The organism is Burkholderia sp. Ac-20349 (assembly GCF_017104865.1).
Taxonomy (GTDB): domain Bacteria; phylum Pseudomonadota; class Gammaproteobacteria; order Burkholderiales; family Burkholderiaceae; genus Burkholderia; species Burkholderia aenigmatica.
Genome location: NZ_JAAGPM010000172.1, coordinates 1 through 14,071, shown reverse-complemented (window position 1 = coordinate 14,071; position 14,071 = coordinate 1). Strand labels below are relative to the sequence as shown.

General features: G+C 68.3%; 13 protein-coding genes. 5 read left to right on the top strand and 8 right to left on the bottom strand.

Annotated elements, in window-relative coordinates; all coding sequences use genetic code 11:
* The first annotated feature begins 280 nt into the window (after positions 1–280).
* A complete protein-coding gene (locus G3N61_RS34130; protein ID WP_089453564.1) occupies positions 281–1,762 on the top strand; it encodes a sigma-54 dependent transcriptional regulator in 1,482 nt (493 codons plus the stop codon).
* 1,070 nt (positions 1,763–2,832) lie between these two features.
* On the opposite strand, the gene G3N61_RS34125 is transcribed toward G3N61_RS34130, so the two are convergent.
* The gene (locus G3N61_RS34125) at positions 2,833–3,615 is read right to left on the bottom strand and encodes an ABC transporter substrate-binding protein (RefSeq protein WP_205824567.1); all 783 of its coding nucleotides are present in this window, start codon (positions 3,613–3,615) and stop codon (positions 2,833–2,835) included.
* A gap of 233 nt (positions 3,616–3,848) precedes the next feature.
* Here G3N61_RS34125 and G3N61_RS34120 point away from each other — a divergent pair, with 233 nt between their 5' ends.
* Positions 3,849–4,268: an MbcA/ParS/Xre antitoxin family protein gene (locus G3N61_RS34120; protein WP_043177863.1), complete on the top strand. Its 420-nt coding sequence runs from the start codon at positions 3,849–3,851 to the stop codon at positions 4,266–4,268.
* A 2-nt stretch (positions 4,269–4,270) separates the two neighbouring features.
* On the top strand, positions 4,271–4,966 hold the full coding sequence (locus G3N61_RS34115) for an RES family NAD+ phosphorylase (protein WP_043177860.1): 696 nt from the start codon (positions 4,271–4,273) through the stop codon (positions 4,964–4,966).
* Between the two features lie 40 nt (positions 4,967–5,006).
* On the opposite strand, the gene G3N61_RS34110 is transcribed toward G3N61_RS34115, so the two are convergent.
* Positions 5,007–5,738: a metallophosphoesterase gene (locus tag G3N61_RS34110; RefSeq protein WP_089453433.1), complete on the bottom strand. Its 732-nt coding sequence runs from the start codon at positions 5,736–5,738 to the stop codon at positions 5,007–5,009.
* 136 nt (positions 5,739–5,874) lie between these two features.
* Here G3N61_RS34110 and G3N61_RS34105 point away from each other — a divergent pair, with 136 nt between their 5' ends.
* Entirely contained in the window at positions 5,875–6,528 is a 654-nt protein-coding gene (locus G3N61_RS34105) for a DUF1345 domain-containing protein (RefSeq protein ID WP_043177847.1), read from the top strand.
* Positions 6,529–6,534: 6 nt separating this feature from the next.
* Here the strand turns inward: G3N61_RS34105 and G3N61_RS34100 are convergent, their stop codons facing one another.
* On the bottom strand, positions 6,535–7,203 hold the full coding sequence (locus G3N61_RS34100) for a glutathione S-transferase (RefSeq protein WP_043177845.1): 669 nt from the start codon (positions 7,201–7,203) through the stop codon (positions 6,535–6,537).
* 125 nt (positions 7,204–7,328) lie between these two features.
* On the bottom strand, positions 7,329–8,036 hold the full coding sequence (locus G3N61_RS34095) for a class I SAM-dependent methyltransferase (protein ID WP_089453432.1): 708 nt from the start codon (positions 8,034–8,036) through the stop codon (positions 7,329–7,331).
* Between the two features lie 308 nt (positions 8,037–8,344).
* Between G3N61_RS34095 and G3N61_RS34090 the strand changes: the two genes are divergently transcribed.
* Positions 8,345–9,997, top strand: a complete 1,653-nt coding sequence (locus G3N61_RS34090; RefSeq protein ID WP_043179147.1) for a DUF3459 domain-containing protein — start codon at positions 8,345–8,347, stop codon at positions 9,995–9,997.
* Between the two features lie 71 nt (positions 9,998–10,068).
* Here the strand turns inward: G3N61_RS34090 and G3N61_RS34085 are convergent, their stop codons facing one another.
* The 4 genes from G3N61_RS34085 to G3N61_RS34070 form a co-directional block, all read right to left on the bottom strand.
* Positions 10,069–10,653, bottom strand: a complete 585-nt coding sequence (locus G3N61_RS34085) for a thiamine phosphate synthase (RefSeq protein ID WP_089453431.1) — start codon at positions 10,651–10,653, stop codon at positions 10,069–10,071.
* 22 nt (positions 10,654–10,675) lie between these two features.
* The gene (locus tag G3N61_RS34080; protein ID WP_043177841.1) at positions 10,676–12,019 is read right to left on the bottom strand and encodes a hemolysin family protein; all 1,344 of its coding nucleotides are present in this window, start codon (positions 12,017–12,019) and stop codon (positions 10,676–10,678) included.
* Between the two features lie 76 nt (positions 12,020–12,095).
* Positions 12,096–12,875 (bottom strand): HAMP domain-containing sensor histidine kinase, encoded by a 780-nt coding sequence (locus G3N61_RS34075; RefSeq protein ID WP_043177839.1) that lies wholly within the window; start codon positions 12,873–12,875, stop codon positions 12,096–12,098.
* 67 nt (positions 12,876–12,942) lie between these two features.
* The gene (locus G3N61_RS34070) at positions 12,943–13,866 is read right to left on the bottom strand and encodes a DMT family transporter (protein ID WP_205824566.1); all 924 of its coding nucleotides are present in this window, start codon (positions 13,864–13,866) and stop codon (positions 12,943–12,945) included.
* Between the last annotated feature and the right edge of the window lie 205 nt (positions 13,867–14,071).

Below are 14,071 nucleotides of genomic sequence, written 5' to 3'. Positions count from 1 at the left end.
CCTCGCCCGCGAACCCCGCGCGCCAGCACCGGCGCGGCTTTGCGCGTCGCGCGGCCGCCCGCTCGGGGCTCGCGCCGCACACGCCACCGGGATAACACCCATCTAGCCGCGCACCGGCCGCATCGATATACCGTTCATGACAATGTCCACCTCACGTGCGATTCATGCGCGGGGGGATTTTATTCGGACGGAAATGCGGCCAATATGTCGTTTCGATCGTGGTCCGTCGCACGCGACGGCGACGCCGGCGCGCGATACCAATGCCAAGCGGGGAACAACGATGGTTGCTAGGTCACCTGACGCAAACGGGCATGCGGTGCCCGAGATGACGCATGTGTCCATTACCGCGCCCGAAGACGGACGCAAGCTGTTCGTGATCATGCGTTCGCCCGACGAGCCGTTGCTTGCGCAACTGCGCGGGCTCGGTTGGGAAATCTTCGTCGCGAAGACGGCCGGCGCCGCGCAGAACATGACGTCCGGCGTGACCGTCGCCGCCGGGCTGGTCGATTTCACCGGGTTCACGTCGCGCGATTATCCCGCGCTGAAGGCATGCCTGAGCCAGCCGTCGATCGGCTGGATCTCCATCGCGCAGGCCGGCATCACGATCAGTCCCGCCGTGCGCGAACTGATCCGCAGCTATTGCTTCGATTACGTGACCCTGCCGTTGCCCTACGAATGGATTTCGCACGTGCTCGGCCATGCGCGCGGGATGGCCGCGCTCGATCGCGTCGATGGCGCGGCCTATGCGGCGTCGATCGGCGAACACGGGATGATCGGCAACTGCGAGGCGATGCAGCAGCTGTTCAGCACGATCCGCAAGGTCGCGAAGACCGACGCGAGCGTGTTCATCTCGGGCGAGTCGGGCACCGGCAAGGAGCTGACGGCGCTCGCGATTCACGAGCGCTCCGGCCGCGGCAAGGGGCCGTTCGTCGCGATCAATTGCGGTGCGATTCCGCATCACCTGCTGCAGTCGGAACTGTTCGGCTACGAGCGCGGCGCGTTCACCGGCGCGAACCAGCGGCGCGCGGGCCGGATCGAATCGGCGAACGGCGGCACGCTGTTTCTCGACGAAATCGGCGACATGCCGGTCGAAAGCCAGGCGAGCCTGCTGCGCTTCCTGCAGGAAGGGAAGATCGAGCGGCTCGGCGGGCAGGAATCGATTCCGGTCGACGTGCGGATCATCTCGGCCACCCACGTGGATCTCGACGGCGCGGTCGAGGCCGGGCGCTTCCGCGCAGACCTCTATCACCGCCTGTGCGTGCTGCGCATCCACGAGCCGCCGCTGCGCGCGCGCGGCAAGGACATCGACATCCTCGCGCACTACGTGCTGCAGAAGTACAAGGCCGACAGCGGCCGCAAGATCAGCGGCTTCACGTCGGCCGCGCTCGACGCGATGCGGCGCTATGAATGGCCCGGCAACGTGCGCGAGCTGATCAACCGCGTGCGGCGCGCGATCGTGATGGCCGAGAGCCGGCTGCTGACGCCGCACGATCTCGGGCTCGACACGCCGGGCGAAACCGAGCCCGTGACGCTCGAACAGGCGCGGGCGCTCGCCGAGCGCACCGCGATCGAGAATGCGCTGCTGCGCAACGATCACCGCATCAACAAGGCCGCGGCCGAACTCGGCATTTCGCGCGTGACGCTCTACCGGATGATGATCGAGCACGGCCTGAACGATCACGACAACAACGGCGGGAACGGCGACAACGGCGGGCACGATGGCGCGCCGTCCGGCGACGCGGGGCATCAGCGGGTCGGCTGAGCGGCGCACGCGCGACGCGTGAACCGATACGGCGCACGCCGGGTTCGCCCGATCGCCGTGCAGTCGGCCGGCCCGGCGCCGGCCGATTCCTGCCGTGCGCGGCCCGCGATTTTCGCGCCGCCGACGGCATGTAAAGCGCATGAAACGTTTCGCCTCGGCGGCCAGGCAAATTGGCGCGGCAAATCGGGGTGAACGGCCGGCCGCGTTTCGGTAAAAATGCCGCACTGCATTGTTCAGCCTTATCCGGCAAGGCAGGGCCGCCACGCGCCCGATGCGTGCCGCGCACCGCGTGTTTCAGTTTCGCAACTTCCGGTATTCCGCCCCCGTTCCGGGCGCCGCGCTGCCCGGTCGACCCCTTGTCCGGCCGGGCTCGCGCGAAGCTGGCCCGCTCCTTGCGGAAGAGAGCGTGCGAGAGTCGACGATGCACGGTCCGTCCGGTTCGGCAGCGAACCCTGTCAGTACCGGACAGGACCCAGTCCGCGGGGATGCGGCGGCGCGCGGCACTACAGCCGCGCTCCGGCGAGCACGGAGCGTCGTCGCCTGATCGTCGGGGCACCGGCCTCGCCCGGTTGCCGGAACAACCATCAGACTGATACGGGGAAGAAAAATGATCGATCGCCACACGCCGCGGCCGGCAGGCCGCGATCGCAGTGATTCGGAGCATCGCCGGTCGAACGTCGTTCTCGCAGCCGGCCGGCATGCATCGACAGGCCATCTCTCCGCGCCCGGTGCGAGGCGGATCCGGCTGATTGCCGGTCATCCGCGCCGGGTCGGCACTTTCCTGCACGCGAACCCGATTCGCAAGGGCATGTGCGCACGGGCGCCGGTACCTCGACGCCCGGTCTTCGCCTACTGACCGAAGCCGCACGACATCCGTTCGCGCCGGGCATCGTCGTCGCGAACGATCAATCTGCAATCCGAATGAAATGCGCAGCGTCGTGCTGTACGTGCGACGGATGATGCATTCGATGTGACGGCAAACGGCATCGTGCCGTTGCCGTCAGGTGGTGAGGGGAGGGGCGGTCGGACGCGCGCGACGGGAGTGGCGCCCGTACGCGCGCGACGCCGTTTCAGCCGCCGTAGATGTCGAAGTCGAAGTACTTCGACGCGAGCCGCTTGTAGGTGCCGTCCTTGACGATGTCGAGAATGGCGCTGTCGATCTTCGCCTTCAGGTCGGTGTCCTCCTTGCGCAGCCCGATGCCGGCGCCGATGCCGAGCACCTTGTCGTCGACGAGCTCGGGGCCGACGAACGTGTAGTTCGCGCCGCGCGCCGATTTCAGGAACCCGATGGCCGCCTGCACTTCATCCTGCAGCGCCGCGTCGAGGCGACCCGAGGTCAGGTCCGCGTACACGCCGTCCTGGTTCTGGTACGACACGACGTTCGCGCCTTGCTTGCCCCAGTACGCCTTCGCATACGTTTCCTGCGTCGTGCCCTGCTCGACGCCGATCGATTTGCCCTTCAGCGATTCGGCCGTCGGCAGCAGCGGCGAGCCCTTCTTCACGACGAGCCGCGTCGGCTGGTTGTAGATCTTCGTCGTGAAGCCGATCTGCTGCGCGCGTTGCGGCGTGATCGACATCGACGACAGCACCGCGTCGAACTTCTTCGCCTTCAGCGCCGGAATCATCCCGTCGAAATCGTTCTCGAGCCACACGCACTTCGCCTTCAGGCGCGCGCAGATCTCGTTGCCGAGGTCGATATCGAAGCCGACCAGCTTGCCGTCGGGTGCCTTCGACTCGAACGGCGCGTAGCTGGCATCGGTGCCGAAGCGGATCGTGGTCCAGTCCTTCGCGACGGCGGGGCCTGCGGATACCGCGAGCAGGGCGATCGAAACAGCGGCAATCAGTCTCTTCATGGTGCGTTCCTTGGCGGGTGCTTCCGGTTTCTGTGCGACACGGTTTCACGGACACGAACCGCGTCTGCGCGCGGTGTCCGCACGGCCATTAACGCAGAAAATAAAATCAGAGTCCAGAATGGACAAAAAATATCGTTTTGGCGGGTGTGCTGGCCGGTCGCCGGGTGTCGACCCTTGCAAAAATACGAAAATGGACTAATCTTGTTAGTAAATTCGTTTCGAGACTAACGATCATGTCACAACCCGCCTACGATTCGCATTCCGCCCCGCCGCAGGCCTCGGTCGCGCAGATGTCGGCGGCCGGCCTGCGTGCGTTTTTCAACATCGCGCGCGACTGGGAGCTGACGATCGACGAGCAGATCGTGCTGCTCGGTTCGCCCGGCCGTTCGACGTTCTTCAAGTGGAAGGCCACGCCGGAATCGGCGCGGCTGCCGCGCGATACGCTCGAGCGGCTATCGCTGCTGCTCGGCATCTACAAGGCGCTGCAGATCCTGCTGCCGCAGCCGGCCGCGGCCGATGCGTGGGTCAAGCGGCCCAACGACGCGGCGCCGTTCGGCGGCAAGCGCGCACTCGACCGGATGCTCGCCGGCAATGTCGGCGATCTGGTCGCCGTCCGGCAATATCTCGACGCGATGCGAGGTGGCTGGGCGTGACGATGCCGATCCAAGTACAACAATGGCCCACGACCGCGGTCGACTGGGCGCCTGCCTATCGCGTGATCCCCACCCGTTTTCCGGCGATCAACCTGTTCGACCGCGTGGCGTCGGCGGACGATTTCGACGCGCTTTATGCACTCGAGTCGCTGACCAACGATCGCATCCGCAACGAAGTCGGTTCGCTCGACCTCGTGCCGCCCGCCGAGCGCCGCTACGGGCAGGGCTGGGGGCCGATCATGGCCGCGTTCACGCACCTGAATCCGCAGGGCAGCCGCTTTTCCGACGGCAGCTATGGCGTGTTCTACTGCGCGCGCTCGCGCGATACGGCGATCGCCGAGACGCGTTATCACAGCGCACTGTTCCTGGCCGCGACGAAGGAGCCGCCGATGCGGCAGCAGATGCGGCTCTACACGGTGATCGCACAAGGCGACGTGGCCGATGTGCGCCTGTGGCCGAAACGCGATCCGGCGTTGCTACATCCGCTCGATTACAGCGCCGGGCAGGCGCTCGGCCGCGCCGTGCGCAATGCCGGTGGCGCGGGGATCGTCTATCCGTCGGTGCGCGACCCGCGCGGCGAGTGCCTGGCGGCGTTCCGGACCGCGCTGCTGCGCGACTGCCATCACGCGGCCTATCTCGAATACAACTGGAACGGCTCGGCCGTCGACGCGGTGTTCGAACTGAACCAGGTCGGCTAGGTCGGGCCCGCTCGCACGCGGGCCTCAGCGCCTCAGCGCGTCACGGCAGCGGCCAGTCGCCCGCGTGGCGTTCGCGCGCTTCGGCCTGCGTCATCGACCAGGTGCGCCCGGTGCGCGGCTCGGCGAGCGTGAGCCGCCCGGCCGGTGCGAACGCGCCCGTGTCGATGAACCACTGCGCGCCGATCCGCTGCGGCGCGCGCACCGGCGTATGCCCGGTGCAGGTCAGCGACAGCCCGGCCTGCCGCGCCGGATCGGCGAGCCCCTGGACGAGATCGCGGCCCCAGATCAAGCGCTCGCGCACGTCGTGCGCATAGCTGCCCGTGTCGAGATCGGCGTCCGAGCCGAAGAATTCCGCATGCAGCACGTTGAAGCGCCCGGGGCCGTCGCCGATCACGCGCACCAGCGGCAACGCGTCGACGCGCGCCGCATGCGCGTGCAGCCGTTCCGGCGGCAGGTCGGCACCCCAGTCGCCGCCGATCCCGCGCCACGCGTCGGGCGACAGCTTGCCGCGCGCCACGAGGCTCAGCACTTCCTCGTGATTGCCGCGCACGACGTGGCACCACGGGCGATCGAGCAGGTCCAGGGTGGTTTCGGAGGCCGGGCCGCGGTCGACGAGGTCGCCGACCGAGAACAGGCGGTCGCGAGCCGGATCGAAGCGGAGGTCGTGCAGCAGTGCGCGCAGCACATCCACGCAGCCGTGCAGGTCGCCGACGACCAGGTCGCGGCCGGCCGTGTTCGCCGGATGGTGGCAGAGGGGGGCGGTGGCAGTCATCCCAATATCTTAGGCGCTCGCGCCCATCGCCACGTCACGATGGAATGACGATAATCGGGGCGGTACCCGCCGGTACGGCGCGAAGGGCTGCTCCGCGCGCCGGCCGAACCTTTCCATTTGCTTTCGGAATCACACGATGACGTTTTATCCGCAGGTATTACGCAACCGGCCGCGCCTGGTCGCGGCGTTCGTCGCCGGCCTGCTGTGCGCGGTGCTGCTGCCGTTTCCGCTGCGTCCGACGGTGCGTGCGCTGATCGGCTGGGATTGTGCGATCTGGCTGTATCTCGCGCTGATGTGGGTGCGCATGGTCACCGCGCACCACCACAAGGTGCGCGAAATCGCGATCCGCGACGACGAAAACGCGACCACCGTGCTCACGGTCATCTGCATCGCGACCGTCGCGAGCGTGGCCGCGATCGCGATCGAACTCGCGACCGCCAAGAGCGTCGGGTTCCGCGCGGGGCTCAGCCATTACGCGATCACGGGCGCGACGCTGTTCGGCGCGTGGTTCCTGATCCCGACGATCTTCACGCTGCACTACGCGCGGCTCTATTACGGCTCGCCGAGCAACGATCGCGCGCTGCGCTTCCCGGACCAGAAGCCCGAACCCGATTACTGGGATTTCCTGTATTTCGCGTTCACGCTCGCGGTCGCGTCGCAGACGGCCGACGTGTCGCTGACGAACCGCTCCGCGCGGCGCTCGGTGCTCGCGCAGTCGATCCTGTCGTTCTACTTCAACATGGCCGTGCTCGGGCTGTCGATCAACGTCGCGGCGGGCCTGCTGAGTTGACGCGGGCTACTTGAGCAGTTCGTACGGGCCGCCGCGTTCCAGCGCCCGCCGGTATGCCGGCCGCGCATGGATCGCGTCGAGAAAGCGCGCGATCGCGGGGTGCCGGCCGTCGCCCCCGCGCGCGGTCGCGGCTTCGAGCGGAAAGCTCATCTGGATGTCGGCGGCGCTGAAGCCGTCGCCGACGAACCAGCCGGTGCGGCTCAGCGTGTCGTCGATATAGCCGAGATGCAGCGCGATCTGCGGATCGACGAAGCTCGACTGCAGCGTCGCGGCGATCTTGCGCGCGATCGGCCTGGCGAAGAACGGCATCGGCGCGTGCGCGATCCGCAGTGCGACGAGCTTGAGCAGCAGCGGCGGCATCGCCGACCCTTCCGCGTAATGCAGCCAGTACGTGTAGTCGTGCCGCTCGGGCGTGCCGGGCGGCGGCGCCAGGCGGCCGTTGCCGTAGCGTTCGACCAGGTACTCGATGATCGCGCCCGATTCGGCGTACGTGCGGCCGTCGTCGGTGACGACAGGCGATTTGCCGAGCGGATGGATCGCGCGCAACTCGGGTGGCGCGAGCATCGTCTTCGGATCGCGCGCGTAGCGCACGATCTCGTACGGCACGTCCAGTTCTTCGAGCAGCCAGAGCACGCGCTGCGAGCGCGAGTTGTTCAGGTGATGGACCGTGAGCATGTCGGCACCGGAAGTGGGGGCGGGAACGCCATCATACCCAGCGCGTGTGGCGCGTACGCGAAACGCGTCGTGCGCCGTTTCGGGCCGGGTCTGGCCGGCTGCGCCTGGCCGGCCGCCCCGATCCATCATGCGCGCCGCACCGCGATCCACGCGCCCCAGAACAGGCTCGCAAAAAAGCGCAGCGGCGCATCGAAGCCCGCATCGCGCAGCAGCCCGAACACGGCGTCCTCGGACACGGGCGGATCGGCGCCCTGCAGGATCTTCGCGAGTTGCGCGCGCACGGCGTCGGGCGTCGCGCCCTTCATGCGCCAGCGCTGCTGCCACGCGTCGAGCAGGCGAGGGTGGTCCGCGTAGCGGCGATGATTGCCGGCGAGCACGAGCGGCGCGCCGGGTTTCAGGCGCCGCGCGATTGCTTGCAGCAGCGCCGCCTTCGCTTCGTTGCCCGGGACGTGATGCAGCACGCCGATCAGCGTCGCGCCGTCGAACGCGGACGTGTCGGCCAACGCATCGACACCGTCCTCGACGAACGCCGTGCGCGTGCCGAAGCCCGCTGCCTCGACGTTCGAGCGCGCGAGCGCGAGCATCGGCGCGGAAGGGTCGACGGCCGTGAACCGCCAGCCTGGCTCGAGCGCGGCCGCCACGCAGATTTCCTGCCCCGTGCCGCCCGCGCCCGCGACGAGGATTCGCGCATCGGGGGCATCGATTGCCGACGCGAGCATGCACGCGGTGAGTTCGTGGCAGGCATCGTAGCCGGCGAGCGCGATGCGGGATTGCTCGGCGTATTCGTGTGCGCGTGCCGGATCGAATTTGGCGGCGCTGGCGGGAAGCGACATGGCGGGTTCCTCGGGTCGGGCGCGGACGACGTGTCCGCGAGCATGGCGCAGAGCGTAAGCGTGCGCAGCCGGTGCAACAAGGCGAGCGATCATTCCGGTATGCCGGCTACCTGACTCGCCGGCACCTGCCGGAATGCGGGTTTTCCCCGGGGTCGATTCGTATTTAAAAATGTCCGGGAACGATGCATCGCGGTGGCGAATCCGGCGCATACTCGTTTCTCTCCCCCCGCCTGGCCGTCGCATGCCGGGCCCCGATGTGTCGCGCCGCTGGCGCGGCCATGCCGCTCGGTACGCACGAGGAGCGCATGATGTCCGATTGTCCGCACGATCCGTATGCGCAGCACCACATTCACTGCTTGCCGTTCGGCGCACAGCCCTGTGGCGCGCTCAGCGCAACGCCGCGCACGCATTTTCGCGTGTGGGCGCCGGGCAGCGCGCAGGTTCAGCTCGAACTCGATACCGGCTTCGGCCCGTTGCTCGTCCCGATGACGGCCGCCGGCACGAACTGGTTCGAAGTCTTTGCCGATTGTGGTGCGGGTGCGCTTTACCGCTATCGCCTCGACGATACGGTATCGATTCCCGATCCCGCGTCGCGCTCGCAACCCGAAGGGCTCAACGGCCCGAGCGAGGTCGTCGATCCGCGCGCGTTCACGTGGCGCAACACGTTCTGGCACGGACGCGCGTGGGAAGACATCGCGCTCTATGCGATTCGTCCGCACGCGGTAGGCGGCTTCGATGGCGTGCGCCGGCGCCTGCCGCAACTCGCGCGCCTCGGCGTGACTGCGCTGGAACTGCTGGCGTCGCCGCACGACAGCCTGCCGTTCGCGCCGCTCGCGGCCGAAGGCGGCCCCGACGCGCTGAAGGCGCTGATCGACGGTGCGCATGGCTACGGTCTCGCGGTGCTGCTGGAGCTCGACTACGCGCGCTTCGGCAGCGGCACCGACGCGCTGCGCCACTACGCGGCGCCGTTCTTCCATACGCGCGACGATCCGCTGCAGGCGCCGCCGCTCGCGCTCGATCATCCGGAAGTCTGCGATTTCTTCTGCGACAACGCGCTGTACTGGATCGACGAGTACCGTTGCGACGGGCTGCGCCTGCGCGAAGCCGACCGGATCGGCGCGTCGTGGCTGCGCGAGATCGCGGATCGCGTGCGCGCGGCCGTGCCGGCCGACCGGCTGATCCATCTCGTACTCGGCAGCGAGCGGCATCCGGCGCATCTTGCCGATACCCATTTCGATGCGCAGTGGAACGGGTGCGGCGAACGCGCGTTGCACCGGCTGACGGGGCGCGACACGTCGGCCCACGAAGGCATTTCCACGCACCAGTCGATCCACACGCTCGCCCGCGCGCTGACCGCGGCCGGGGCTGCGTTCCAGCCGGCCGCATCGGGAGAAGGCATGGCTGCCGACAGCGGGTTGTCGTTGACGTCGCTGGTGCTGTCCGATGGCGCGTGGCGCGACAGCGGGCAGGGCGACCACGGGCAGGAGGCCGGTCTGGCCGCGCTTGCGCTGTCGCTGCTCACGCCGCAGATTCCGTTGATCTTCGACGAAACCGCGCGCGATATCGATCGCGCGCATTTCGTGCAGTCGGCGCTGGCAGTGCGCGCGAAGCTGATCGCGCCGCGGCTGTCCGATTGCCGGCCGCAGGAAGCGCGTGCGCTGAAGTCGGACGGCGACGGCGATGCCGACGCGCTGCTTGCATCATGGCGGCTCGCCGACGACGAGACGCTGACGATCGCGTTGAACCTGTCGCCCGAGGCGCTGCCGTTCGACGCACCGAAAGGGCGGGTCGTGTTCGAGACGCCGGCCCGTGCGCGCGACCGGATCGATGAACGGGTATTGCCACCGTATTCGCTCGTCGCGTGGCTGACGGGCGACGTCAACCGGTATGCGCTCACGCACGATGCGCGCCGCATCGATGACGGTGCGTGGCGAGAAATGCGTCCGAACCTGAACGCTTGAGCGTGTGAGCAGATAAGAAACCGAACGGCCGGGCGCCTCTGCGCCCGGCTGCACCGCAGGAAATCCCCGAACTACCAGAACCCGCGAATGCCTGCGACGCCGTATGCGCCGTGGCGGCGCGCATCGTCGAGGTGCGTGCGCGTCATGCCGCCGAGTGCGAAGACGGGCATCGCGGCTTCGGCAGCCAGCGTTTCGAACTGCGCCCAGCCGAGCGTCGGCGCACCCGGGTGGCTGAGCGTCGGCAACACGGGCGACAGCGTGACGAAATCCGCGCCGGCGCGCGCGGCCAGCAGCAGGTCGTCGTGCGTGTGACAGGCGGCGGATACCCACCTTCCCGTCGGCAAAGGCCGCTGCGCGGCAGCGCGCAATGCGGTGCCGTCGAGATGCCAGCCGGCATTGCCGAGCCGCATCACGCCGGCTGCATCGATCGGGCCGTTCAGCATCAGGTGCGCGCCGGCTGCGTCGCAGCGCGCGAGCACTTCGGCGGCGAGTGACGCGAACGCGGTTGCGTCGAGCGATTTCACGCGCAGTTGCACGAGCGTCTCGCCGCGCGCGAGCACGGCCGACAATCGATCGAGGAACGCCGCGCAATCGGCTGCCGACGCGGACGCCGGCTCCGGCGTGATCACGCAGCAGCGCGGCAGCGTGGCGTTCATCGCGTGCGGCGAAGCGCGGCCGTCATTCGTCGGCCTCTTTCGCGATCTTCGGGTAGACGCGCACGAGCACGATGCGCGGCCCGTTCATCTTCTTCACGACGACGTCGAAGCGGTCGAACGACACACGCTGCCCTTCGGTCGGCAGGTCGCTGAGCGCCTGAATCACGAGGCCGCCGACGGATTCCGCGCGGCCTTCGTCGATGTCGATGCCGAGCGCCTGCTCGAGCGACACGACGGGCAGGCTGCCCTTGCCCATCAGCGTGCCGTCGTCGAGGCGGCTCCAGTCGGCGTCGCCCTGGCGGAACTCGTCGTGGATCTGGCCGACCAGCGCGCCGAGCAGGTTGTCGAGCGTCAGGAAGCCGATCGGCTTCTCGCCCTTGTTGCCGACCAGCGCGAAGTGCGGCGCGCCCTTGCGGAAGCGGCGGAACAGGTCGAGCGCCGGCGTGTCGGGCTTCACGTACTGCACGGGGCGCACGTAGTCGGACAGGTCTTCGAGGGCTGCGCCGGCATGACGCGCGAGCAGCAGGTCCTTCAGGTGGATCAGTCCGCTCACCTGTTCGCGCGATGCATCCTCGAACAGCGGATAGCGGCTGAAACGGTGCCGCGCGACGATCTCCATGTTGTCGGGCAGCGGCAGGTCGCGGCGCAGGCCGATCATTTCATGGGCCGGCCGCATCAGGTCCGACACGGTCATCGACGAAAAATCGAGCGAATGCGCGAGCGTGTTCCACTCGTCGTTGCTGTACGTGCCGCGCGCCGGCTGGGCCGGATTGCCGGCCGTGCTGCGGCGGCTGCGCAGGATCAGCTTCAGCTCGTCGGTCGAGTAGTGCGCATCGCTGCCGTGGTCGGTGGACAGCCCCGCGAGCCGCAGCACCGCGTTGGCGCTGTTGTTGAGCACCCAGATCGCCGGATACATCGCCCAGTAGAACGCGTACAGCGGCAGCGCGACCCACAGGCCGACCTTTTCCGACTGGCGGATCGCCATCGATTTCGGCGCGAGCTCGCCGACGACGATGTGCAGGAACGAGATCAGCGAGAACGCGAACACCAGCGAGACCAGGTGCACGACGCGTTCGGACTGCACGCCGATCAGGTCGAGCAGCGGGCCGAGCAGTTGCGCGAAGGCCGGTTCGCCGACCCAGCCGAGGCCGAGCGACGCAAGCGTGATGCCGAGCTGGCACGCGGAAAGGTACGCGTCGAGCCGGCCGTGCACGATGCCGAGGATGCGGCCGCGCAGGCCGTGCTTGCGGGCCAGTGTCTTGACGCGCGTGGCGCGCAGTTTGACGAGGCCGAATTCGGCCGCGACGAAGAACCCGTTCAGGGCCACCAGGAACAACGCGCCGATGAGCGCGAAGATCTGTAACAAAGAAACACTCCGGTTATGACAGGCCCATCAGTATAGAGCCAGAAAGGAATTTGTAATGTACTGGACGGCCGATTGCTTACACCGGCGCCTCACCGGGGACGGAGAACGTGATGGTGGCGGTCGCGCCATCGGCGAACGCGTCGTGCGAGAACGTGCCGCCGTGTGCGAGCGCGACCCGCTGGCAGAGCGCGAGCGACCAGGCGATCCGCTTGGCGTCGCGCTCGCGCAGCATTTCGCGGCGAGCGAACGATTCGAACGCGTGCGGCTGCGCGGGATCGGCGAGCGCGCCGGCGTTCACGGTGCAGGTGGCGCGCGCGGTGAACTGCACGGCGTCGCGGGCGCACGCGAACGTCACGCGGCCGCCGGCGGCGCTGACTTCGACCGCGGCCGTCAGCATCGTCCAGAGCGCCTGCGCGATGCGTTCGCGGTCGGCGGTCAACGACGGTTCGCCGTCCGGCAGCGTCGCGTCGAGCGCGACCTGCCGTGCGTCGGCGAGCGCGACACGCACGAGCGCGATCGTGTCGTCGAGCAACGGGCGCAGCGCGAACGGCTGCGGCTTGAGTGCGAGCGTGCGGGTTTCCGCGCGCGGCGCGTCGAGCACGTCGTCGATCAGCGCAACTTGCTGGTCGATGCCCGTGCGGATGCCTGCGAGCGCGCGTTGCAGGTTCGGATCGGCGTTGGCGAGCTGGCGCTCGAGCACGTATGCCCAGCTGTGCATGGCGTTCAGCGGGCTGCGCAGGTCGTGCGACGCGGTGGAGAGTGCCTGGTCGCGCAGGAACAGCGCCGCCTGGGTGGCGTAGTGCGCTGCGCGTTCGCGCAGCAGGTCGGCGGCGGGATCGACGGAAGTGGACGTCACGGAGCTGGCCTGTCGGAAGCGGTTGGCGTGGAAGTCACGCGAACCGCCATTATAGGGACGGTGCGTGTCACGCCGGCAGCGCGTCCTCGTCCTTTTTCCGGGCGTCGCCGTTCGGCAGCAACTGGCACGCGAGCAGGCCGGCCAGCATCAGCGCGCAGCCGACGAGCGCGCGCAGCGTCAGCGTTTCGCCGAGCGCGGCCCAGCCGGCGATCGCCGCGAACACGCCTTCCATGCTGAAGATCACGGCCGCGTGCGCGGGCGCCGCGTGGCGTTGCGCGACGACCTGCAGCGTATAGCCGACGCCGACCGACAGCAGTCCGCCGTACAGCAGCGTCGGCAGCGCGCCGCGCAGCATCGCGCCGCTGACCGGCTCGACGGCGAGGCCGACCGCGAGGCACGCCACGCCGCACACGACGAACTGCAGGAACGCGAGCACGAGCGGATCGTGGCGCTTCGCAAAATGGCCGACGGCCATCACGTGGGCGGCGATGATCACGGCGCCGGCGAGCTGGAACCAGTCGCCGTACAGCACCGAGAAGTGCTCGTCGATGCTGAGGAAATACAGGCCGATCGCCGCGAGCAGCGCGCCGAACCACGTGCCTGCGCCGATCCGGTGGCGTGCGAACACGCCCATCAGCGGCACGAGCACGACGTACAGCGAGCTGATGAAGCCCGCGTTGGCGATGCGCGTGTATTGCAGGCCGATCTGCTGCAGCGAGATCGATACCGCGAGCAGCCCGCCGAGCGTGAGGCCCGGCAAGAGCAGCGCCGGCTCGCGGCGGATGGCCGCGAGCTGTGCGCGTGACGCCGTGTTCAGCATCAGCAGCGGCACCAGCACCAGCGCGCCGAGCAGGAAACGCAGCCCCGTGAACAGGAACGGCCCGATCACGTCGAGGCTCAGGCGTTGCGCGACAAAAGCCGAACCCCAGATCGCGGCGGCGGCGAGCATCAGCAGGTTGGCGCGGAGGTGCATGCGGGCTTCGGGCTTCATTGGAATTCTTCTGGAGATTGCGGGCGGCGAAACCAGCTAGTTTACGCCGAGATTGCAAGGCTGTCGGCAAACCTGCGCAATGCGGCGGCGGCGCGCGCATCGCGCACGCGTGAATACAGCACGACCTGCGACAGCGGCAGCGGCGGCAGTCCGAATTTCGCGCCGACGTCGACCAGGGTGCGAAATTCGGACTGCCGCCGCTGCA

What these genes read in the sequence shown, in the direction of transcription:
- G3N61_RS34130 (WP_089453564.1), top strand. Translation starts at nt 281, where the DNA reads ATGGTTGCTAGGTCACCTGACGCAAACGGGCATGCGGTGCCCGAGATG.
- G3N61_RS34125 (WP_205824567.1), bottom strand. Translation starts at nt 3,615, where the DNA reads ATGAAGAGACTGATTGCCGCTGTTTCGATCGCCCTGCTCGCGGTATCC.
- G3N61_RS34120 (WP_043177863.1), top strand. Translation starts at nt 3,849, where the DNA reads ATGTCACAACCCGCCTACGATTCGCATTCCGCCCCGCCGCAGGCCTCG.
- G3N61_RS34115 (WP_043177860.1), top strand. Translation starts at nt 4,271, where the DNA reads ATGCCGATCCAAGTACAACAATGGCCCACGACCGCGGTCGACTGGGCG.
- G3N61_RS34110 (WP_089453433.1), bottom strand. Translation starts at nt 5,738, where the DNA reads ATGACTGCCACCGCCCCCCTCTGCCACCATCCGGCGAACACGGCCGGC.
- G3N61_RS34105 (WP_043177847.1), top strand. Translation starts at nt 5,875, where the DNA reads ATGACGTTTTATCCGCAGGTATTACGCAACCGGCCGCGCCTGGTCGCG.
- G3N61_RS34100 (WP_043177845.1), bottom strand. Translation starts at nt 7,203, where the DNA reads ATGCTCACGGTCCATCACCTGAACAACTCGCGCTCGCAGCGCGTGCTC.
- G3N61_RS34095 (WP_089453432.1), bottom strand. Translation starts at nt 8,036, where the DNA reads ATGTCGCTTCCCGCCAGCGCCGCCAAATTCGATCCGGCACGCGCACAC.
- G3N61_RS34090 (WP_043179147.1), top strand. Translation starts at nt 8,345, where the DNA reads ATGTCCGATTGTCCGCACGATCCGTATGCGCAGCACCACATTCACTGC.
- G3N61_RS34085 (WP_089453431.1), bottom strand. Translation starts at nt 10,653, where the DNA reads ATGAACGCCACGCTGCCGCGCTGCTGCGTGATCACGCCGGAGCCGGCG.
- G3N61_RS34070 (WP_205824566.1), bottom strand. Translation starts at nt 13,866, where the DNA reads ATGAAGCCCGAAGCCCGCATGCACCTCCGCGCCAACCTGCTGATGCTC.